The following is a 21,633-nucleotide window of genomic DNA, read 5'->3' on the forward strand; positions in this document are numbered from 1 at the left end:
CATTCAACAAGAACAAGGATCACGAGCATGCACAGCAACACGGTCTCCATCAGCCTGTCGAGCTTCGGTGCCGACAGCGTGCGGCACCTCGGCCAGGCGTCCTACCTGCCCTTGCTGGCGGCAGCGGGCGTGCGTCGGGTGGAATGGCGCGAAGAGCTGTTCGACCAGGCGCCCGATTTCGCCGTATGGCGCAGCCAGGCCGCCGAGCATGGCCTGCAAAGCCTGTACTCCACGCCACTGGAGTTGTGGCGTGAGGACGGCAGCCTGGAGCCGGCCATCGGCGAGCGCCTGCAGCGCGCCGATGCACTGGGGGCCGTGGCATTGAAGGTGTCGCTGGGGCACTACCGCGACGGCTGCGACCTGCTGGCCCTCAAGCCACTGCTGCAGGCCCGCGTGGCCTTGTTCGTGGAAAACGACCAGACCGCCCATGGTGGGCGCCTGGAAACCTTGCTGGCGTTTTTCCGCGAGGCTCAGCGCCTGGCGGTGGCGCCGGGCATGACCTTCGATATCGGCAACTGGTACTGGCACGACGAGTCGCCGTTGCTGGCCGCGCAGTTGCTTGGCCCGTGGGTGCGCTACGTACACTGCAAGGCCGTGGCGCGGCGCGCTGACGGGCGCCTGGTGGCGGTGCCGCCCCAGGCCCTGGACCTGGCCCAGTGGCGTGAGCTGATCAAGCACTTTGCCCCGGGCCTGCCGCGCGCCATCGAATACCCGCTGGTGGCCGACGACCTGCTGGCCTACACCGCCCAGCAGGTTGCCCAGCTGGCCGAGCTGGAAGGGCAGGTGTGCCATGGCTGAGCATGACGTGCTGTGTTTTGGTGAAACCATGGCCATGTTCGTCGCCGGCCAGTGCGGCGACCTGGCCCAGGTCGAGGGCTTCGGCAAGCGTATCGCCGGGGCCGACAGCAACGTGGCCATTGGCCTGGCGCGCCTGGGCCTGCGGGTCAACTGGCTGAGCCGGGTCGGTGACGATTCGCTGGGCGCCTTCGTGCTCGCCACCTTGCGCGGCGAGGGGCTGGATTGCGCCCAGGTCGAAGTCGACGCCGAGCACCCTACCGGCTTTCAGCTCAAGGAGCGCCGCGACGATGGGCGCGACCCCAGGGTCGAGTATTTCCGTCGCGGCTCGGCGGCGAGCCGGTTGTCGCCCCAGCACCTGCAGGGGCATTTGCTCAAGGCTCGCCACCTGCATGCCACGGGCATCGCGCCGGCCCTCTCGGCCAGCTGCCGTGCCTTGTCCCACGCGCTGCTCGACGGCATGCGCAGCCAAGGCCGGAGTATTTCCTTCGACCCCAACCTGCGCCCGTCGCTGTGGCCCGACCGGCAGACCATGATCGATGAGATCAACGCCCTGGCGGTGAAGGCCGATTGGCTGTTGCCAGGGTTGGAGGAGGGCCGCCTGCTCACCGGGCGCCAGTCGCCCCAGGCCATCGCCGACTTCTACCTGGAGCGCGGCGTGCAGTGCGTGGCGATCAAGCTGGGCGCCGAGGGTGCCTACTGGCGCGATGCCCAGGGCGCTCATGGCGTGGTGCCCGGCCATCCGGTGGCCCAGGTGGTGGACACCGTGGGCGCCGGCGACGCTTTCGCCGTCGGCGTGGTCAGCGCCTTGCTCGCAGGCTTGCCCCTGCGCCGCGCGGTGGACCGTGGCAACTGGTGCGGCAGCCGCGCGGTGCAGAGCCGCGGCGACATGGAAGGGCTACCGCAGCGGCATGAGCTGGAACGTTATGAAAGCGCCTTGAGCAACCGAGCCTGAACCCGCCGAACCTGATGTGACAAAAACAACAAGACCAGGAGAACCCCATGCACACCGATCGCCTCGCTCCCAGACGCTGGTGGTACATCATGCCCATCGTCTTCATCACCTACAGCCTGGCCTACCTCGACCGCGCCAACTATGGTTTCGCCGCGGCCTCGGGCATGGCCGACGACCTGCAGATCACCCCGGCGCTGTCGTCGCTGCTCGGCGCGCTGTTCTTCCTCGGCTATTTCTTCTTCCAGGTACCTGGCGCGATCTATGCGCAGAAGCGCAGCGTCAAGCAGTTGATCTTCGCCAGCCTGATCCTCTGGGGCGGCCTGGCCACGTTGACCGGGATCGTCCATGACGTCTACTGGCTGATCGTCATTCGTTTCCTTTTGGGCGTGGTCGAGGCGGCGGTGATGCCGGCCATGCTCATCTACCTGTGCCACTGGTTCACCCGTGCCGAGCGCTCGCGGGCCAACACCTTCCTGATCCTCGGCAACCCGGTGACCATCCTGTGGATGTCGGTGGTGTCCGGTTACCTGGTGCAGCAGTTCGACTGGCGCTGGATGTTCATCATCGAGGGCGCCCCGGCGATCATCTGGGCGTTCATCTGGTGGCGCCTGGTGGATGATCGTCCCGAGCAGGCCAAATGGCTCGATGCCCAGGAAAAGGCCGCCCTGCGCCAGGCGCTGGAAGCCGAGCAGCAGGGTATCAAGCCAGTTAAGAACTACGCCGAGGCGTTCCGTTCGCCGACGGTGATCATCCTGTCGTTGCAGTATTTCTGCTGGAGCATCGGCGTGTACGGCTTCGTCCTGTGGCTGCCGTCGATCCTCAAGCAGGCCGCGGCGCTGGACATCGTCACCGCCGGCTGGCTGTCGGCGGTGCCCTACCTGGGCGCGGTGCTGGCCATGCTCGGGGTGTCCTGGGCTTCGGACCGGCTGCAAAAGCGCAAGCGCTTCGTCTGGCCGCCGCTGTTGATCGCCGCCTTGGCGTTCTATGGCTCCTACGCCCTGGGCACCGAGCACTTCTGGTGGTCGTACGCCTTGCTGGTGCTGGCCGGGGCCTGCATGTACGCGCCCTACGGGCCGTTCTTCGCCATCGTCCCCGAACTGTTGCCGGCCAACGTCGCCGGTGGCGCCATGGCGCTGATCAACAGCATGGGCGCGCTGGGTTCGTTCTCGGGCTCGTACCTGGTTGGCTACCTCAATGGCGCCACCGGCGGCCCGGGCGCTTCGTACCTGTTCATGTGCGCCGCGCTGCTGCTGGCGGTGGCCCTGACCGCCGTCCTCAATCCTTTGCAACAGGCGCGCCGGCACAGCCTGGCGCCGAGCCGATAGGAGCCTTACGATGAAAAAACGCATCGTCGTCTACAAACGCCTGTCCGATGAGCTGATGGCGCGCTTGCACGCGCATGCCGAGGTGACCTTGGTGCAAGCGCCGGTTGCCGATGGCCTGGCGCGTTTGCGCGCGGCACTGCCGGGCGCCCATGGCCTGCTGGGTGCCAGCCTGCGCCTGGACCGTGCGCTGCTCGACCTGGCGCCGCAGCTGGAGGTGATCTCCAGTGTGTCGGTGGGGGTGGACAACTACGATATCGAGGCGCTGGATCAGCGCGGGGTGCTGCTGACCAACACCCCCGACGTGCTCACCGAAACCACCGCCGACACCGGTTTCGCGCTGATCCTGGCCTGTGCCCGGCGCGTGGTCGAGCTCGATGGCTGGATTCGCGCCGGCCACTGGCGGGCCGGGATCGGGCCGGCGCAGTTCGGCTGCGACGTGCAGGGCAAAACCCTGGGCATCGTCGGCATGGGCCGTATCGGCGAGGCCCTGGCCCGACGCGCGCATGCCGGTTTCGGCATGCGCGTGCTGTACCACACCCGCAGCCCGCGGCCCGAGGTGGAGGCGCGGTTCGGCGCCGGCTATCGCAGCCTTGACGCGTTGCTGGCCGAGTCCGATTTCGTCTGCCTGTGCCTGCCGCTGACCGGCGCTACGCAAAACCTGATAGGCGCGCGCGAGCTGGCCCTGATGAAACCCTCGGCGATCCTGGTGAACATTTCCCGCGGCCGCGTGCTCGACGAGGCGGCCCTGTTGCAGGCCCTGGCCGCGCGGCGCATTCGTGGCGCCGGGCTGGACGTGTTCGTGCAGGAACCGCTGCCGCTGGATTCGCCGCTGCTGCAACTGGATAACCTGGTGGTCACCCCGCATATCGGCTCGGCCACCTTGGAAACCCGCGAAGCCATGGCCCGCTGCGCGGTGGACAACCTGCTGGCCGCGCTGGCCGGCGAGCGGCCGGCGAACCTGGTCAACCCTGTGGCCTGGGAGCGGCGAAACAACTGAACCTGGTAAGCGTCGCGCTTGCCTCATGTCTACCAAAACAACAGCCTTTGTCTGGTTCGAGATCCCGGGGTCGCACTGCGACCCCTTGGCAATTCAAGGCCGGCTGCGCAAGACAGCGCTGTCTTGCGCGGCCGGCGAGATCTTCATCGGCGAAAAGGGCGACGATTCCCGTATGACCTGATCAACAGAGAGACATCCTCATGTCCAAGGACCATCCCGCCTCCGTGCAACCGGCGCGACGAGCGTTCCTGCGCAAGTCCCTGACCCTGATCCCGCTGGCGACCCTCGCCAGTTCGGGCATGGGCAGCGCAGTGCTCGCCGACAGCGCCACCCCCCAAGCCAGTGAACCCGCCAGCCCGACGCCGGCCCGGGCTTACCAGCCGACATTCTTCAGCGCCCAGGAATGGGCCTTCGTCAGCGCCGCCGTGGCGCTGCTGATCCCCCGCGACGCGCTGGGCCCGGGCGCCGCCGAGGCCGGCGTGCCCGAGTTCATCGACCGCCAGCTCAACACCCGTTACGGCAGCGGTGGGCTGTGGTACATGCAGGGGCCGTTCCACCCCGATGCCCCCAGCGAGCTGGGCTACCAGCTCAAGCTCAGCCCTCAGGAAATCTACCGCCTGGGCATCGCCGAGACCGACGCCTGGTGCCAGGCGCAATGGGGCAGGGGCTTCGCCCAGCTCGATGCGGCGCGCCAGCAGCAAACCCTGGAGGCCCTGGACAACGGCCAGGCCGCCTTCACCGCGGTGCCGCCGGCGACCTTCTTCAACATGCTCTGGCTGAACACCCGCGAGGGCTTCTTCAGCGACCCGCTGCACGGTGGCAACCAGGGCCTGGCCGGTTGGAAACTGGTCGGCTTCCCCGGCGCCCGCGCCGATTTCATGGACTGGGTGGAGCGTGACGAACGCTATCCGTTCCCGCCGGTCTCGATCAGCGGCGAGCGGGGGTGAGCATGAGCCAGATGAAAAAAGTCGATGTGGTCATCGTCGGGTTCGGCTGGGCCGGGGCGATCATGGCCAAGGAACTCACCGAGGCCGGCCTGCAGGTGCTCGCCCTGGAGCGTGGCCCGGCCCGTGACACCTACCCGGACGGCGTCTACCCGCAGACCATGGACGAGCTGACCTACAACTCGCGCAAGAAGCTGTTCATGGACATCTCCCGCGAGACCGTGACCCTGCGCCACAGCGTCAACGACGTGGCCGTGCCGTACCGCCAGTTCGGCGCCTTCCTGCCTGGCACCGGTACTGGCGGCGCCGGGTTGCACTGGTCCGGCGTGCACTTTCGCGTCGACCCGGTGGAGCTGCGCCTGCGCAGCCACTACGAGGAGCGCTACGGCAAGGCCTTCATCCCCGAGGGCATGACCATCCAGGACTTCGGCGTCAGCTACGAAGAACTGGAGCCGTACTTCGATTACGCCGAGAAGGTCTTCGGCACTTCCGGCACGGCCTGGTCGATCAATGGCCAGGTGGTAGGCCGCGACAAGGGCGGCAACCCGTTCGCCGCCGACCGCTCCAGCGATTTCCCGCTGGTGGCGCAGAACAACACCGTGTCGGCGCAGTTGTTCGAAAAGGCGGCCCGGGAGGTCGGCTACCACCCCTACAACCTGCCATCGGCCAATACTTCCGGGCCTTATACCAACCCCTACGGCGCGCAGATGGGGCCGTGCAACTTCTGTGGCTATTGCAGCGGCTACGCCTGCTACATGTATTCCAAGGCCTCGCCCAACGTGAACATCCTCCCGGCGCTGCGCCAGGTGCCGAACTTCGAGCTGCGCAACAACGCCCATGTGCTGCGGGTCAATCTCAGCGCCGACAAGCGCCTGGCCACCGGCGTCACCTACGTCGACAGCCAGGGGCGCGAGATCGAGCAGCCGGCCGACCTGGTGATCCTCGGCGCGTTCCAGTACAACAACGTGCGCCTGATGCTGCTCTCCGGCATCGGCAAGCCCTACGACCCGATCAGCAACCAAGGGGTGGTGGGGCGCAACTTCGCCTACCAGAACATTTCCACGGTGACGGCGTTCTTCGACCGCGACAGCCACCACACCAACCCGTTCATCGGTGCTGGCGGCAATGGCGTGGCGGTGGATGACTTCAACGCCGACAACTTCGACCATGGCCCCCATGGCTTCGTCGGTGGCTCGCCATTCTGGGTCAACCAGGCCGGCGCCAAGCCGATCTCCGGCACCAAGACGCCGCCGGGCACGCCGAAATGGGGCAGCGCCTGGAAGGCCGCGGTGGCCGACAGCTACCGGCACATGCTGTCGATGGACGCCCACGGTGCGCACCAGTCGTACCGCGACAACTACCTGGACCTGGACCCGGTGTACAAGGACGCCTACGGCCAGCCACTGTTGCGCATGACCTTCGACTGGAAGGACAACGACGTGAAGATGAACCGCTTCATGGTCGAGCGCATGGGCAAGATCGCCGAGGCCATGGGGCCCAAGGCGATCAGCGCCGGCAAAAAGGCCTTCGGCCAGCATTTCGATGCGTCCAGCTACCAGACCACCCACCTCAACGGCGGCGCGATCATGGGCACCGACCCTCAGACCAGCGCGCTGAACCGCTACCTGCAATGCTGGGACGTGCATAACGTGTTCGTCCCCGGCGCCTCGGCCTTCCCCCAGGGCCTTGGCTACAACCCCACCGGGCTGGTGGCGGCGCTGACCTACTGGTCGGCGCGGGCGATCCGCGAGCGCTACCTGAAGAACCCCGGCCCATTGGTGCAGGCATGAGGAGGCCGGTCATGAAGCTCAAGACACTGTTCATCGCCATGCTCGGCCTGGGTGCGAGCACGCTGTTGCACGCCGCCGAAAGCGTCGACCCGGCGCTGGTCAGGCAGGGTGAATACCTGGCCCGTGCCGGTGACTGCGTGGCCTGCCACACCGCCAAGGGCGGCAAGCCGTTCGCCGGCGGGCTGCCCATGCAGACACCCATCGGCACCCTGTACTCGACCAACATCACCCCCGATGCCACGGGTATCGGCAACTACCGCTACGAGGATTTCGAACGCGCCGTGCGCCAGGGCATCGGCAAGGACGGCAGCACGCTGTACCCGGCGATGCCGTATCCGTCCTATGCGCGGGTCAGCGACCAGGACATGCAGGCGCTGTATGCCTACTTCATGCACGGCGTGCAGCCGGTGGCGCAGCAGAACCGGGACAGCGACATCCCCTGGCCGTTGAGCATGCGCTGGCCGCTGGCGTTCTGGCGTGGCTTGTTCGCCCCCGAGGTGAAGCCGTTCGAGGCTGGCGGGCGCGACCCGCTGGTGGCGCGCGGCGCCTACCTGGTGGAGGGCCTGGGGCACTGTGGCGCTTGCCATACCCCCCGGGCGGTCAGCATGCAGGAGAAGGCCCTGGAGGCTGGCGAGGGTGAGGCATTCCTGGCGGGCAGCGCGCCGCTTGAAGGTTGGATCGCCAAGAGCCTGCGCGGTGACCACAAGGATGGCCTGGGCAGTTGGAATGAAGCGCAGATCGTCGCCTTCCTCAAGACCGGGCGCAACGAGCGCACGGCGGTGTTCGGCGGCATGAGCGACGTGGTCGAGCACAGCATGCAGTACATGAGCGATGCCGACCTCACGGCCATTGCCCGCTACCTGAAGACGCTGCCGGCGGTGAACGCCGACGATCAGCCGTTCCAGGCCGACCCTGCGGTGGCCAAGGCGCTGTGGCAGGGTGACGACGGCAAGCCTGGCGCGGCGTTGTACGTGGACAACTGCGGGGCGTGCCACCGCAGCGACGGCCAGGGTTATGCGCGGGTGTTCCCGGCACTCGCGGGCAACCCGGTGGTGCAGGGGCAGGATGCCACGTCGTTGATCCATATCGTGCTGCAAGGCGCGACCTTGCCGGCTACGGCGACGGCGCCCTCGACCTTCAGCATGCCGGGCTTCGGCTGGCGCTTGGCGGATCAGCAGGTGGCCGATGTGGTGAACTTCATTCGCAGCAGCTGGGGCAACCAGGCGCCATGGGTGAGTGCGGGGCAGGTGGCGGGGTTGCGCAAGGCCGCGCCGTTGCCGCTCAAGGCCGAGTCGCTGATTGGTGATACCACGGGTATCGCCGAGCCTTGATCGGCGGACTGTGGGGGCGGGTTTGCCGGCGATTGCAGCCCTTGCGCAATCGCGGGGCAAGCCCGCTCCAGGTCCTTAACCTCTAAATAACTTTAAAAAAACCATATAACTATCTGATTTTTAATCATTTATCGCTTGGCGACAGCATGCTGCGCGCACTGCTCGTAGTACGTCTGCTTGATCGCTGCGGGCTTGAGCCGCGAGCGGCTGTTGTAGGTCTGTTCGGTAATGCCGAATGCGGTCATGCGCATCCACGGCTTGGCGAACTTGCGCACCTGCAGCTTCTTGCGGGTGGCGTACAGGGTGACGCCGGAAAGCTTGGCCTGTTGCGCCTCGGCGGCGATCTGCGCGCCCCAGCCGCACACTTGGCGTTCGTTCTGGCTCAGGGCCCGAGCCTGGGCGCCAAAAGCGCTGGTGGCCAGTAGGCAGCTGGTCACGGTTGCTAGAAATAGCCGCATGTTGCTTTCCTAAGCGTCTGAAGGAAAACGAAGTTTGCCTTTGGATTGTGCGGCAGGGGGCCAGCACTTTGCTGTCAGGGGCGTTGTGCGGTAGCGTGAGGCCTCCAGGCGCTCACCCCATACCCAGCATCACCAGCAGCACCCCCGCCAACAACCCCAGGTAGGCCCGGGCGTGCGCCGTATCGGAAATCCGCCCAAGCAGCGGCGCTGCCAGGTGCATGCCAAGCCAGGCACCGACAGTCATCGCCAACGCGGCGCGCAGGTCGACGAAGCCCAGCACGCCCGCCCCAAGATCGAGGCTGGCCGCCGGCACCAATGCATACACCAGCGTCGCCGCCAGCGCCATGGGCAACGACAACGGGTTGGCCATGGCCGTGGCGGTGCGCATGCTGGCGCCGCGGCGGCGCATCAGCGGCACGGTCAGCACGCTGCCGCCTACCCCCAGCAAGGCGGCCAGGGCGCCGATGGGCAGGCCGACCAGGCGCGCGCAGGTGCCGCTCAACTCATTCAGCGGGCGGCGCCCGGCGCGGACGAAGCCGGGACGCAACCAGGCATCGAGCAGGCTCAGCGCCAGGTAAGCGATGAACAGCCAGCGCAACCAGGCACTGGTCACGTACAGCGCGGCCCAGGCCCCCAGCAGCGCACCCAGGGCGATGGCCGGGGCGAGTGGCCGCACCAGGTCCCAGCGCAGGCTGCCAGCGCGATGATGGCGCCAGGTTGCCAGGGCGCTGCTGAAGATCATCACCGTGGCCGAGGTGGCCACGGCCATCTGCATGGCGTGCTCGGCCACGCTGGAGCCGGCGCCGTGGCTGGCCAGCAGCAGTGCATAAAGCAGCGGCACGGCGAAAAAACCGCCGCCGAAGCCGAACAGCAGGGTGGTGACGCCGGCGCACAGGCCGAACACGCCGAGCAGGGGATAGAACATGGCGGGGACCTTTCACAGAGGGCGGGCTGCCAGCGTACGAGGGGGCCAGGCTGGCCTGCTCTCGTGAATTGGCCAATAATCATCGGTTTTCGGCCAGAGTCCATCGCGATGCGCAATATCCCGTTGTCCGACGTCGATGCCACCCCGCGTGCGGTACTGGCCATCGCCACCGACTACCCGCCCGACACCCTGTTGCCACGGCATGTCCATCGCCGCGCGCAGTTCCTGTATGCCATGAGCGGTTTGATGGAGGTGCAGACCGACGACGGCGCCTGGGTCATACCGCCCTACAGCGGGGTGTGGATCCCGCCTGGCAAGCCGCACCAGGTGCGCATGCGCGGGGCCAGCACGCGCAGCCTGTACATCGAGCCAGCAGCGCGACCGCGCGCGGGGAGCGCCTGCGAGGCGTTGCAGGTGGGGCCCTTGCTGCACCAGTTGTTGTTGGCCAGTGCCGAGGTCCCGGCGCTCTACCAGACCCAGGGGCGCGATGGGCTGTTGCTCGACTTGATCTTGCTCGAACTGGGCAGCGCCCGGCGCCTGCCGCTGTTCGCGCCGATGCCGGCGGAGCCGGCGCTGGCGCGCTTGTGCCAGGCGTTGCTGGCCAAGCCCAGTATCACCGTGCGCCCCGAGGCTTGGGCGAGGGCGCTGAACATGAGCCCGCGAACCTTCAGCCGGCGCTTTCGCGAGCAGACCGGGCTGGCGTTCGGCCAGTGGCGCCAGCAGGCCTGCCTGATGGCCGCGGTGACCCGCTTGGCGGCGGGCGATGCGGTGACCGCGATCGCCCTGGACCTGGGCTACGACAGCCCCAGCGCGTTCTCAAGCCGCTATCGGCAAGTGCTGGGGCAGTCGCCATCCAGCGTGCGTCAAGGCCTGTGAAAACCCTCGACGATGTATGTGATCGTACAACTGCTTGCGCTATCATCACGCCTGTCTTTCGCAACCAGATGCACAGGGCATGACAGAGCAGCAGCAACAGGCACGGACCCGGCGCAAACCACGCAGCCTGGCGCAGGAACTGGTCACGGTGCTGACCGAGCGCATTCGCAGCGGCCAGCTCAAGCGCGGTGACAAGCTGCCGACCGAATCGCAGATCATGGCCGAGGAAGGGGTCAGCCGCACCGTGGTGCGCGAAGCCATCTCGCGGCTGCAGGCCGCCGGCCAGGTGGAGACCCGCCACGGCATCGGCACTTTCGTGCTGGACACGCCGAGCGGTGCAGGCTTTCGCATCGACCCGGCGACCATCGTCACCCTGCGCGAGGTGCTGGCGGTGCTGGAGTTGCGCATTGCCCTGGAGATCGAGTCCGCGGGCCTGGCCGCTCAGCGCCGCAGCGACGAGCAACTGGCGGGCATGCGCGCGGCTTTGGACGAGCTCAACGAAGGCGCGGCCCATGCCTCGGACGCGGTGTCGGCGGACTTCCAGTTCCACCTGTGCATCGCCCAGGCCAGCGGCAATCACTACTTCGCCGACATCCTCCATCACCTGGGCACCAGCATCATCCCGCGGACCCGGCTCAACTCGGCGCGCCTGGCCCATGACGACCAGGCCCATTACATGAGTCGGTTGATGCACGAGCACGAGGCGATCTACGAAGCCATCGCCCGGGGTGACAGCGAAGGGGCGAAGATGGCCATGCGCATGCACCTGAGCAACAGCCGCGAGCGGCTGCGCCAGGCCCATGCCGAGGCCGAGGCGCAAGAGGGTTGATGCACGTTGTGCCGGCTCGGGTCCGGTAGCCGATCGCCCAGCCCTGTTGCCGGCCAGCCACCCGGTTGCCGGGTGCGCCAGCAAGGCTGGCGCCTACGGGGCCCGGGTTGGCGCGCTCGAGTGGGCGTTCAGATCGCCCCCTCGCGCCACTGGCCATTGACCAAGCGCCGCAGGCCCAGCGGGTTGCCGTCACGCAGGGCCTCGGGCAACAGCGCCTGTGGGTAGTTCTGGTAGCACACCGGCCGCAGGAAGCGGTCGATCGCCAGGGTGCCCACCGAGGTGCCGCGGGGATCGGAGGTGGCCGGGTAAGGCCCGCCATGGACCATGGCCTCGCACACCTCGACGCCGGTCGGGTAGCCGTTGACCAGGATGCGTCCGACCTTTTCCTCCAGCAACGGCACCAGCCAGGCGAAGGCCTGCAGGTCGTCCGGCTCGCCGATCAGCGTGGCGGTGAGCTGGCCGCGCAAGCCGAGCAGGGCGGCGCGCAACTGATCCTGGTCGGCGACCTCGACGGCCACGGTGGCAGGGCCGAACACTTCTTCCTGCAGCAGCGGATCGGATTCCACCAGCAGCCGCGCATCAGCCTTGAACAGCTGGGCGCGGGCCTGCTGGCCGGCTTGTGGCTGGCCGGCCAGGTGCGCGATGCCGGCATGCGCCTGCAGGTGTTCCAGGCCGGCGCTGTAGCTGCGCAGGCCGCCGGCATTGAGCAGGGTTTGCCCGGGCTGTTGCTGCAGGTGTTGGCCGAGCGCGTCCAGCAGTTGGCTGAAGCCCTGCGAGCGCAGGCCGATGACCATCCCCGGGTTGGTGCAGAACTGACCGCCACCCAGGCACACCGAGCCTGCCAGTTCCTGGGCGATGGCGCTGCCGCGCTTGGCCAGGGCCCCCGGCAGGACGATCACCGGGTTGATGCTCGACATTTCGGCGAACACCGGGATCGGCTGCGCTCGCTCGGCGGCCATGCGGCACAAGGCATCGCCGCCCTTGAGCGAGCCGGTGAAGCCGACCGCCTGGATGGCCGGATGCTTGACCAGCCACTCGCCGACCCCGCCGCCGAAGACCATGTTGAACACGCCCTTGGGCATGCCTGTGCGCTCGGCGGCGCGCAGGATCGCGCAGGCGACCAGGTCGGCGCTGGCCATATGGCCGCTGTGGGCCTTGAACACCACCGGGCAACCGGCGGCCAGGGCGGCGGCGGTGTCGCCTCCGGCGGTGGAGAACGCCAGGGGGAAGTTGCTGGCGCCGAATACCGCCACCGGGCCCACGCCGATGCGCATCTGGCGGATATCCACCCGCGGCAGTGGCTGGCGCTCGGGCAGCGCCAGGTCGATGCGCGCGCCAAGGAAGTCGCCGCGGCGCAGCACCTGGGCGAACAGGCGCATCTGCCCGCTGGTGCGCCCGCGTTCGCCCTGGATGCGGGCGCTGGGCAGGGCGGTTTCGCGGCAGACGATGGCGATGAAATGGTCGTCGAGCTCATCCAGTTCGGCGGCGATGGCCTCGAGGAATTCGGCACGGCGCAGCGGCGACAATTGGCGATAGGCGCCGAAGGCGTCGGCGGCGGCGCGCGCGGCGCGGTCGACTTCGCCTTCGGTGGCCTGGGCGAAGCTGTAGGGCAAGGCTTCGCCGCTGCTGGCATCGAGGCTTTGCAGGCGTTGCGGGCCGGCGGCGCTGCGCGCGCCGGCGATGAAGTTGTGGCCGAGGATTTCAGGCATCAGACATGCTCCTGTCGAGGGAATAAGCCTGTAGGAGCCGGCCTTGCCGGCGAAGGCGCCAGCTTGGTTGGCGGCGCTGTTCGCCGGCAAGGCCGGCTCCTGCAGGGGCAAGGCGTCAGGTAATGGGGGCTGGATTGAACAAGGTGATGTCGTTGTGCAGCCGGTGTTTTTCGGCCCAGGTCCGTTGGCGGCCGCTGGCCACGTCGAGGTAGTAGCGCAGCAGCTCCCAGCCCAGTTCCTCGATGCTCGCCCGGCCGCTGGCGATGCGCCCGGCGTCGATGTCGATGAGATCCGGCCAGCGCTGGGCCAGCTCGCTGCGCGTGCACACCTTGACCACCGGCGCCATGGCCAGGCCGTAGGGCGTGCCGCGGCCAGTGGTGAACACATGCAGGTTCATACCAGCCGCCAGCTGCAAGGTGCCGCAGACGAAGTCGCTGGCCGGAGTGGCGCAGAAGATCAGGCCCTTGCGCGTTACCCGCTCGCCGGGCCCGAGCACGCCCTGGATCGCGCCGTTGCCGGACTTGACGATCGAGCCCAGGGCTTTTTCGACGATGTTGGACAGGCCGCCTTTCTTGTTGCCCGGCGTGGTGTTGGCGCTGCGATCGGCGGCGCCCTGCTGCAGGTAGCGGTCGTACCAGTCCATCTCGCGCACCAATGCTTCGGCGACCTCCGGCGTTTCGGCGCGGGAGGTGAGCATGTAGATGGCATCGCGCACCTCGGTGACTTCCGAGAACAGCACCGTCGCGCCGGCGCGCACCAGCAGGTCGGCGGCATAGCCCAGCGCCGGGTTGGCGGTGATGCCGGAGAAGGCGTCGCTGCCGCCGCACTGCATGCCGAGGATCAGTTCGCTGGCCGGCACGGTCTCGCGGCGGCGCTGGTCGAGCTTTTTCAGGCGGGTCTCGGCCAGGGCCATGATCTGCTCGATCATCTCGCCGAAGCCCAGCGAGGCGTCCTGCAGGCGGTACAGCCAGGGCTCGGCCAGGTCTACCGAGGGGTCGCCCGCGTGCATCACCTGGCCGGCCTGGAGCTTTTCGCAGCCCAGGCTGATCACCAGTGCCTCGCCGCCGAGGTTGGGGTTGCGCGCCAGGTTGCGCACGGTGCGGATCGGGATGTAGGCGTCGCGGGCATTGATCGCCACGCCGCAGCCGTAGCTATGGGTGAGGGCGACCACGTCGTCGACGTTGGGATACTTGGGCAGCAGTTCCTCGCGAATGCGCTTGACCGCGTGGTCGAGCACGCCGGTCACGCATTGCACGGTGGTGGTGATGCCCAGGATGTTGCGGGTGCCGACGGTACCGTCGGCGTTGCGGTAGCCCTCGAAGCTGAGCCCCTCCAGCGGCGGCAGGGCGGCAGGCACGGCGTTGCAGCGCGGCAGGCTGTCGAGCGCGGGGGCGGCCGGCATCTGTAGTTGATCTTCCTTGACCCAGCTGCCCTGGCGCAGGTCCTGCAAGGCGTAGCCGATGACCTGGCCGTAGCGGCGCACCGGTTGCCCACGCTGGATATCGAGGGTGGCCACCTTGTGGCTCTGCGGCACGCCTTCGACCAGGGTCAGGCCGTCGGCGAAGCGGGCGCCTTCGCCCAGGCCGCCGTCATTGACCACCACCACGACGTTGTCGTCGTCGTGCAGGCGCACGTAGCGGGGCGAGGCGGAATGTTCGATCAACTGCATGGTCAGGCCCTTCTTGTCGTTACGTTCAGGCTTGGTTCTGTGAGCCGCGCCCGGCAAGGGGCGCGGCTGTGCTTGGCTTACTGGCGTGCCAGTTCGGCGCGGGGCGCAGGTTCACCCTTGGGCGGTTCCTTGAGCTCGATGCGCTTGATCGGCCCGACGATCACCAGGTAGCTGAACACGGCCACCAGGGCATTGGCACCCACGTACACCAGGGCCCACTTGAACGAGCCGGTGGCGCTGATGATGTAGCCGATGACGATCGGCGTGGTGATCGAGGCGATGTTGCCGAAGGTGTTGAACAGCCCGCCCGACAGGCCGGCGATCTGCTTGGGCGAGGTGTCGGCGACCACCGCCCAGCCCAGGGCGCCGATGCCCTTGCCGAAGAACGCCAGGGTCATGAAGCCGACCACCATCCACTCGGCCTCGACGTAGTTGCAGAACACCATGGTGGTGGACAGCAGCAGGCCGCAGACGATCGGCAGCTTGCGCGAGAAGGTCAGCGAATTGCCACGGCGCAGCAGCCAGTCCGACAGCACACCGCCGAGCACGCCGCCGATGAAGCCGCACACCGCCGGCAGCGAGGCGATGAAGCCGGCCTTGAGGATGGTCATGCCGCGCTCCTGCACCAGGTACACCGGGAACCAGGTGAGGAAGAAGTAGGTGATGGCGTTGATGCAGTACTGGCCCAGGTAGACGCCCAGCAGCATGCGGCTGGTCAGCAACTGCTTGATGTAGCCCCATTTCGGGCCGTCGTTGCCGCGCTTCTGGTCCATGTCCACCAGGCCGCCGTTGCGTTCGATGTGGTCGAGTTCGGCGGGGCTGATGCGCGGGTGCTGGCGCGGGTTGTAGAGGGTCTTGAGCCATACCATCGAGAACAGGATGCCCAACGCGCCCATGACGATGAACACGTGTTCCCAGCCAAAGCTGAAGACGATCCAGCCCATGATCGGGGCGAACAGCGCGGTGGCGAAGTACTGCGCCGAGTTGAAGATCGCCGAGGCGGTGCCGCGTTCCTGGGTGGGGAACCAGGCGGCGACGATCCGGGCGTTGCCGGGGAACGACGGCGCCTCGGCGAAGCCGACCAGAAAGCGCAGGGCGAACAGCGTGACCACTGCCCAGGCCACCGGCATGCCGCCGACGAAGCCCTGCAGCAGGGTGAACAGCGACCAGGTGAAGATGCTGAAGGCGTAGACGTTCTTCGAGCCGAAGCGGTCGAGCAGCCAGCCGCCGGGGATCTGCCCGGCCACGTAGGCCCAGCCGAAGGCGGAGAAGATGTAGCCGAGGGTGACCGCGTCGATGCCCAGGTCCTTCTGCAGGCTGGAGCCGGCGATGGCGATGGTGGCGCGGTCGGCGTAGTTGATGGTGGTCACCAGGAACAGCATCAACAGGATCAGGTAGCGTACATGCGTCTTTTTCGTCGCTTGCATGCTGGTTACTCCCACTAGTTATTTTTGTGCGGGGCGTTGGGGTGTGGTGCGCCTGGGCAGGGCGCGTGGCCGGGGCGCTGTACGGCAAGCGCCCCGGGCCGTGTTACAGGGTTTGCGGGCCCATCTTGTCCATCAGCGCGGCGAGCATTTGGTACTCCTGCGCGCTCAGGTCGGTCAGTGGCGTGCGCACCGGGCCTGCGTCGTAGCCGGCGAGCCTGGCCCCGGCCTTGACGATGCTCACGGCGTAGCCGGCCTTGCGGTTGCGGATGTCCAGGTACGGCAGGAAGAAGTCGTCGATCAAGCGAGCCACGGTGGCGTGGTCGTCGCGGGCGATGGCGTGGTAGAAGTCCATCGCGGTCCTGGGGACGAAGTTGAACACCGCCGAGGAGTACACCGGCACGCCCAGGGCCTTGTACGCCGCAGCATACACCTCGGCGGTGGGCAAGCCACCCAGGTAGCTGAAGCGCTCGCCCAGGCGCCGACGAATCGACACCATCAGCTCGATATCACCCAGGCCATCCTTGTAGCCGATCAGGTTGGGGCAACGCTCGGCGAGCTGTTCGAGCAGGTCGGCGTTGAGCCGGCAGACGTTGCGGTTGTACACCACCACGCCGATTTTGACCGCCTTGCACACCGCCTCGACATGGGCGGCGACACCGTCCTGGCTGGCTTCGGTGAGGTAGTGGGGCAGTAGCAGCAGGCCCTTGGCGCCCAGGCGCTCGGCCTCTTTGGCGTACTCGATGGCCTGGCGGGTCGCGCCGCCGACCCCGGCGAGGATCGGCACCGAGCTGGCGCAGGTGTCGACCGCGGTCTTGATCACCTGGCTGTACTCGCTGGCGGCCAGGGAGAAGAACTCGCCGGTGCCACCGGCGGCGAACAGCGCGCTGGCGCCGTAGGGGGCGAGCCATTCCAGGCGCTTGATGTAGCCGGCGGGGTTGAAGTCGCCGGCCGCGTCGAAGTCGGTGACGGGGAACGACAGCAGGCCGTGGGAGAGGATGGATTGCAGTTCTTGTGGATTCATTGTTGTAGGCATCCTGTGGCGCTTGGAGGGAGGGGAACCAAGGTGAGAGGTAAGTTATCGTACAACTACCGGCATGACTAGCCCTCTGCATCAGGAAATTTGCGCAGGGGAAGTTTCCCCGGTCCCTGTAGGAGCGGCCTTGTGTCGCGAATGGGCTGCGCAGCGGCCCCAGGATTCATGCCTGGACGCCAAGATCGCCGGGGCCGCTCTGCGGCCCTTTCGCGACACAAGGCCGCTCCTACAGGGGGCGATACGTCCGGCGCGAACAGGGTGCGAGGCCAACCAATTATCGTACAACGAGTGACCTGGCTAGCCCTCTGCAACAGGAAATTTGCGCAGGAGAAGTTTCCCCGGTCCTTGTAGGAGCGGCCTTGTGTCGCGAATGGGCTGCGCAGCGGCCCCAGGATTCACGCCTGGACGCCAAGACCTGCGGCCCTTTCGCGACACAAGGCCGCTCCTACAGGGGGCGATACGTCCGGCGCGAACAGGGTGCGAGGCCGACCAATTATCGTACAACGAGTGACCTGGCTAGCCCTCTGCATCAGGAAATTTGCGCAGGGGAAGTTTCCCCGGTCCCTGTAGGAGCGGCCTTGTGTCGCGAAAGGGCTGCGCAGCGGCCCCAGGATTCACGCCTGGACGCCAAGATCGTCGGGGCCGCTCTGCGGCCCTTTCGCGACACAAGGCCGCTCCTACAGGGGGCGAGACGTCCGGCGCGAACAGGGTGCGAGGCCAACCAATGGTGTTGTCGTATGTCTTATGCGGGAAAAAGGATCGCGGAGACAGGCACAAGCCCGCCGCCCGTCTGTCACGGGATGTGTTCTGGGACCAGCAGAGGGTGACCGTGGCAAACGGGGGCGGCCTTGCGCCGCCCCGCGATCAAAGCTAACGAAGCTTCAGTGGCTCAGGCAGCCTGGTGCTGCTTGACCTGGGACTTGCGCACCTGGGCGCGGCAGGCGTCGCCAAAGGCCTGGAACATCTTGATCGAGTCTGGGTTGTTCGCTGCCTGCCACTCTGGGTGCCACTGCACCGCGAACAGGAAGGGCGAAAGGCTCGGGGCGTGGATGGCTTCGACCAGGCCGTCTTCGGCATGGGCGATCGGCTCGATGCCGGCACCCAGGTTGCGCAGGCCCTGGCCGTGCAGCGAGTTGACGCGGATCTGGTCACTGCCCAGGGTTTCGCGCAGCCAGCTGCCCGGCTTGATCTTCACGCTATGTACCTGGGCGTATTGCACCTCGACCGGATCTTCGGGGTTTTCCCGGTGGTCGTTGAAGCCAGGCTCGGCGTAGACCTTCTGGTAGATGTCGCCGCCCAGGGCCACGTTGATTTCCTGCATGCCGCGGCAGATGCCGAAGATCGGCAGGCCGCGCTTGATCGCGGCCTTGACCAGGGGGATGTCGAACAGGTCGCGGTTCTGGTCCTGGCCTTTGCCCGGGGTCTGGTTTTCCTGGCCGTACAGCGCCGGGTCAATGTTGCTGCCGGCGCCGGTCAGGTACACGCCGTCGGCCATGTCGAGGTAGGTCTGGAGGTCCTCGACGCCGCAGCAGGTGGGCACCAGGACCGGGACGCAACCTGCGAAATCGACCAGCGGGGTGATGTATTTGTGGGTCATGACCTGATAGTCATGGCCTTTGCGCTCTTGGCTGCCCATGGTCATCAGGACGACGGGTTTGCGCAGGGAGGGTTGCTTGTTGCCAATGTTGCTGTTGGACATATGTCACCTTGGGACAGGTCATGCCTGTCGTTGTTGTGCAGGCGCACGGCCGGGGCCTTGAGTGCTGCCTGAAGCCCCGAGCACTGCCGGCTCGCCTGGCGGGCGATATCGGTCGGGGCCTGGCTCATAGCTTGCCAGAGCCGTTCGATATGTCAAACGAGTGGCGGGGCGCCAAGGCGGCGGTTTTCGGGGGCTGGGGGCTGGCGCGGCCTTTGCCGGCAAGGGTTTGGCAGGGGCTGAGGTCAATAATATTTAACGACGCAGTCGGGTCTTTGCGTCGCTGCAATGATCGTGTCGGCAGAGGTTGTAAGGGCCATGTCTTGGCGGGGGCCGCGAGCTGTTCGCCGTTAGCGATGCAGCGCCCTTGAGATCGAGCGCCGCGCGGGCGGCGCTCGATCTCAAGGGCGCTGCATAACTAACGGCGAACACCCACCCTCTCAAACCATCTCCAGAAACGTCGCCACCACCCGCCGCATCCGCTGCTCCCTCAGGCAAACCAGCGTTTCGGTCAAATGCCGCTGGCAATCGACAATCGGCAACGCGCACACCCGCGCATCGGCCCCGAACTCCGCCGCCGACACCACCCCCACGCCGATCCCCACCACCACCGCCTCGCGCGCGGCTTCACGGCCTTCGACCTGGATCGCCGGTCGAATCCGCAACCCTGCTCGCTGCATTTCCTCTTCCAGGGTCTGGCGCGTCACCGACCCCGGCTCGCGCAGCACCAACGGCGTGTCGTCCAGGTCCGCGAGGTTGATCGAGCCGCGGCTGGCCCAGGGATGCTGGTGCGAGACAAACGCCACCATCGGGTCACGACGGATGGGCACGCAGTGCAGCCGTTCATCATCGACATCACGCCCGAGCAGCGCCAGGTCGGCCTGGTAGCTGAACAACCGCGCCAGCGATTCATCGGTGTTGCCCGTCTCGATCTTCACCTGGATGCCCGGGTAACGCTGGCAGAACCGCGCCACCTGCGGCAGCACATGCACCGGCGCATCCACCGCCAAGGTCAGGCTGCCGGTGTGCAAGGCCCGGGAGTCCTGCAGCAACTCCACAGCCTCGGTCTCGCAGGCGAACAGGCGCTGGGTCACCCCCAGCAGGCGCTCGCCCAGGTCGGTCAGTTGCACCGAACGCTTGTTGCGGTGGAACAGCAACACCCCGAAGCGTTCCTCGAGCTTGCGCACCTGGTCGGACACCGCCGGCTGGGTGAGGAACAGCTTTTGCGCCGCACGGGTGAAGCTGCCCTGTTCGGCAACGGCGTGAAAGGCCTTGAGTTGAGCGTGCGAGACCGACATCGAGGACTCCGGTTACAAGTTCGGCTTATGTGTGAAATACGATAAATCGATTTTATTTATCAGTCAGCAGCTGTTTCCATGTATTTCAACCCGACGCCTCTGCCACGAGCAGCGGCATGTCGGCCATGGCGGCACCCCCGCCATCTGACCAAGTGACGTCCCTCCGTCACGCAGTGCGCAACACAACAACAAGACAGGCGTTTCTTCACATTCTGCCGGCACACTCACGCAAGAGGTCAGAGTCACATGAATCAGTCCCTGGGCGCCATCAAGCGCTGGCGCATGCAGATCTTCGCCATCACCTGGCTGGCGTACGCCGCCTTCTACTTCACTCGCAAGGCTTTTTCGGTGGCCAAGCTGGGCATCGCCGAAGACCCTGGCTTCATGCTCGACAAGGCCGCCATGGCCAACCTCGACGCCATTTATCTGGCCGCCTACGCGGTGGGCCAGTTCACCTGGGGCATGCTCGCCGATCGCTTCGGGCCACGGGTGGTGGTGCTGGGCGGGTTGCTGATCTCGGCCGCCGCCGCCGTGGTGATGGGCAGCTACGCGACTTTCCCGATCTTCGCCACCTGCATGCTGATCCAGGGCCTGGCCCAGTCCACCGGCTGGGCGGGGTTGTGCAAGAACATCGGCAGTTTCTTCCCGGCGGTGCAACGCGGGCGGGTGCTGGGGCTGTGGAGTTCGTGCTACGCCTTCGGCGGCCTGGTCGCCTCGCCATTCGCCGGCTGGTGGGCCTACACCCTGGTCGGCAGCTGGCATGCGGCGTTTTTCTCCAGCGCCGTGGTGGTGGCCGCGGTGGCCGTGCTGTTCTTCATCTTCCAGCGCAACAAGCCCGAGGACGTCGGCCTGCCGGCGGTGGAACCCGAGCCACAGAGCATGGCACCGGCGGGCAACCTGTGCAGCGTCTGGGCGCCATTGCGCGAGATCCTGCGCAACCGCACGGTACTCACCCTGGGGCTGGCCTACTTCATGCTCAAGCCGGCGCGCTACGCCATCCTGCTATGGGGCCCGGTGATCGTCTTCGAACAGATGCCCACGGTGGGCAAGGTTGGCGCGGCGATCATCCCCACCGCGTTCGAGCTGGCCGGGCTGCTCGGGCCGATCCTCATCGGCCTGGCTTCGGACAAGCTGTTCGGTGCCCGGCGCATGCCGGCCTGCGTGATCAGCCTGGTGCTGCTGACCCTGACCCTGGCCGGTTTCATGGCGGCGATGCACAGCGGTAGCGTGGTGCTGGTGGTGGCGCTGTTGTTCGTCATGGGCCTGACCCTGTATGGCCCGGACTCGATGATCAGCGGCGCCGCCGCCATCGACTTCGGCACGGCCAAGGCCGGTGCCACCGCCGCGGGCTTCGTCAACGGCTGCGGCTCGGTGGGCGCGGTGCTCGGCGGCCTGCTGCCGGGCTACTTCGACAGCGTCACGGTGTTCATCGTCTTCGCCGGCACCGCGCTGTTCTCCGCCCTGGTGCTGCTGCCGCACTGGAACAGTCGTCCTGCATCCACCGCGCAGGCCAATGACGTGGCGCCCAATACCAGCATGGCGATCAAGCCACTGCGTACCTAAAGGAAAGTGAGTA

The 21,633-nt window shown here is 66.9% G+C and carries 19 protein-coding genes; 11 read left to right on the plus strand and 8 right to left on the minus strand.

Features of this window, described 5'->3' with window-relative positions:
- Positions 1 to 27 precede the first annotated feature (27 nt).
- From KSS95_RS13980 to KSS95_RS14015, 8 genes are read left to right on the plus strand one after another with little or no spacing between them, the layout of a single operon-like run.
- The gene (locus KSS95_RS13980; protein ID WP_217847668.1) at positions 28 to 798 is read left to right on the plus strand and encodes a sugar phosphate isomerase/epimerase family protein; all 771 of its coding nucleotides are present in this window, start codon (positions 28 to 30) and stop codon (positions 796 to 798) included.
- Complete coding sequence (locus KSS95_RS13985) at positions 791 to 1,750, plus strand: sugar kinase (RefSeq protein WP_217847669.1); 960 nt, start codon at positions 791 to 793, stop codon at positions 1,748 to 1,750. The genes KSS95_RS13980 and KSS95_RS13985 overlap by 8 nt, the downstream gene beginning before the upstream one ends.
- Positions 1,751 to 1,797: 47 nt before the next feature.
- Complete coding sequence (locus KSS95_RS13990; RefSeq protein ID WP_217847670.1) at positions 1,798 to 3,075, plus strand: MFS transporter; 1,278 nt, start codon at positions 1,798 to 1,800, stop codon at positions 3,073 to 3,075.
- Positions 3,076 to 3,085: 10 nt separating this feature from the next.
- Positions 3,086 to 4,072 carry a 2-hydroxyacid dehydrogenase gene (locus KSS95_RS13995; RefSeq protein WP_217847671.1) on the plus strand — a complete coding sequence of 329 codons (987 nt, stop codon included), beginning with the start codon at positions 3,086 to 3,088 and terminating at the stop codon, positions 4,070 to 4,072.
- Between the two features lie 25 nt (positions 4,073 to 4,097).
- Positions 4,098 to 4,253 carry a hypothetical protein gene (locus KSS95_RS14000; protein WP_217847672.1) on the plus strand — a complete coding sequence of 52 codons (156 nt, stop codon included), beginning with the start codon at positions 4,098 to 4,100 and terminating at the stop codon, positions 4,251 to 4,253.
- Between the two features lie 19 nt (positions 4,254 to 4,272).
- Positions 4,273 to 5,019, plus strand: coding sequence for a gluconate 2-dehydrogenase subunit 3 family protein (locus KSS95_RS14005; protein ID WP_217847673.1), 747 nt, complete (start codon positions 4,273 to 4,275; stop codon positions 5,017 to 5,019).
- Between the two features lie 11 nt (positions 5,020 to 5,030).
- Positions 5,031 to 6,806, plus strand: a complete 1,776-nt coding sequence (locus tag KSS95_RS14010; protein WP_437179613.1) for a GMC family oxidoreductase — start codon at positions 5,031 to 5,033, stop codon at positions 6,804 to 6,806.
- An 11-nt stretch (positions 6,807 to 6,817) separates the two neighbouring features.
- Positions 6,818 to 8,137 carry a cytochrome c gene (locus KSS95_RS14015; RefSeq protein ID WP_217847675.1) on the plus strand — a complete coding sequence of 440 codons (1,320 nt, stop codon included), beginning with the start codon at positions 6,818 to 6,820 and terminating at the stop codon, positions 8,135 to 8,137.
- Positions 8,138 to 8,265: 128 nt separating this feature from the next.
- Here the strand turns inward: KSS95_RS14015 and KSS95_RS14020 are convergent, their stop codons facing one another.
- Positions 8,266 to 8,595, minus strand: coding sequence for a hypothetical protein (locus tag KSS95_RS14020; protein WP_217847676.1), 330 nt, complete (start codon positions 8,593 to 8,595; stop codon positions 8,266 to 8,268).
- Between the two features lie 112 nt (positions 8,596 to 8,707).
- A complete protein-coding gene (locus tag KSS95_RS14025; RefSeq protein ID WP_217847677.1) occupies positions 8,708 to 9,520 on the minus strand; it encodes a sulfite exporter TauE/SafE family protein in 813 nt (270 codons plus the stop codon).
- A 108-nt stretch (positions 9,521 to 9,628) separates the two neighbouring features.
- Here KSS95_RS14025 and KSS95_RS14030 point away from each other — a divergent pair, with 108 nt between their 5' ends.
- Together KSS95_RS14030 and KSS95_RS14035 are read left to right on the plus strand one after the other, a co-directional pair.
- Positions 9,629 to 10,396 carry an AraC family transcriptional regulator gene (locus KSS95_RS14030; RefSeq protein ID WP_217847678.1) on the plus strand — a complete coding sequence of 256 codons (768 nt, stop codon included), beginning with the start codon at positions 9,629 to 9,631 and terminating at the stop codon, positions 10,394 to 10,396.
- Positions 10,397 to 10,475: 79 nt separating this feature from the next.
- Complete coding sequence (locus KSS95_RS14035) at positions 10,476 to 11,225, plus strand: FadR/GntR family transcriptional regulator (protein WP_217847679.1); 750 nt, start codon at positions 10,476 to 10,478, stop codon at positions 11,223 to 11,225.
- A gap of 128 nt (positions 11,226 to 11,353) precedes the next feature.
- Here the strand turns inward: KSS95_RS14035 and KSS95_RS14040 are convergent, their stop codons facing one another.
- The 6 genes from KSS95_RS14040 to KSS95_RS14065 all read right to left on the minus strand — a co-directional run bounded on the left by KSS95_RS14040 (position 11,354) and on the right by KSS95_RS14065 (position 20,057).
- Positions 11,354 to 12,934, minus strand: coding sequence for an aldehyde dehydrogenase (NADP(+)) (locus tag KSS95_RS14040; protein WP_217847680.1), 1,581 nt, complete (start codon positions 12,932 to 12,934; stop codon positions 11,354 to 11,356).
- Positions 12,935 to 13,049: 115 nt separating this feature from the next.
- Positions 13,050 to 14,603, minus strand: a complete 1,554-nt coding sequence (garD, locus tag KSS95_RS14045; protein ID WP_217847681.1) for a galactarate dehydratase — start codon at positions 14,601 to 14,603, stop codon at positions 13,050 to 13,052.
- A 77-nt stretch (positions 14,604 to 14,680) separates the two neighbouring features.
- On the minus strand, positions 14,681 to 16,030 hold the full coding sequence (locus tag KSS95_RS14050; protein ID WP_217847682.1) for an MFS transporter: 1,350 nt from the start codon (positions 16,028 to 16,030) through the stop codon (positions 14,681 to 14,683).
- Positions 16,031 to 16,133: 103 nt separating this feature from the next.
- The gene (gene kdgD, locus KSS95_RS14055; protein WP_217847683.1) at positions 16,134 to 17,051 is read right to left on the minus strand and encodes a 5-dehydro-4-deoxyglucarate dehydratase; all 918 of its coding nucleotides are present in this window, start codon (positions 17,049 to 17,051) and stop codon (positions 16,134 to 16,136) included.
- A 901-nt stretch (positions 17,052 to 17,952) separates the two neighbouring features.
- Complete coding sequence (locus KSS95_RS14060) at positions 17,953 to 18,762, minus strand: gamma-glutamyl-gamma-aminobutyrate hydrolase family protein (RefSeq protein ID WP_217847684.1); 810 nt, start codon at positions 18,760 to 18,762, stop codon at positions 17,953 to 17,955.
- Between the two features lie 437 nt (positions 18,763 to 19,199).
- Positions 19,200 to 20,057, minus strand: coding sequence for a LysR substrate-binding domain-containing protein (locus KSS95_RS14065; RefSeq protein WP_217847685.1), 858 nt, complete (start codon positions 20,055 to 20,057; stop codon positions 19,200 to 19,202).
- Positions 20,058 to 20,303: 246 nt separating this feature from the next.
- On the opposite strand from KSS95_RS14065, the gene KSS95_RS14070 reads away from it, so the two are divergent.
- Positions 20,304 to 21,620 (plus strand): MFS transporter, encoded by a 1,317-nt coding sequence (locus KSS95_RS14070; RefSeq protein ID WP_217847686.1) that lies wholly within the window; start codon positions 20,304 to 20,306, stop codon positions 21,618 to 21,620.
- The last annotated feature ends 13 nt before the right edge of the window (positions 21,621 to 21,633 follow it).

The organism is Pseudomonas muyukensis, from assembly GCF_019139535.1.
Classification (GTDB): Bacteria; Pseudomonadota; Gammaproteobacteria; order Pseudomonadales; family Pseudomonadaceae; genus Aquipseudomonas; species Aquipseudomonas muyukensis.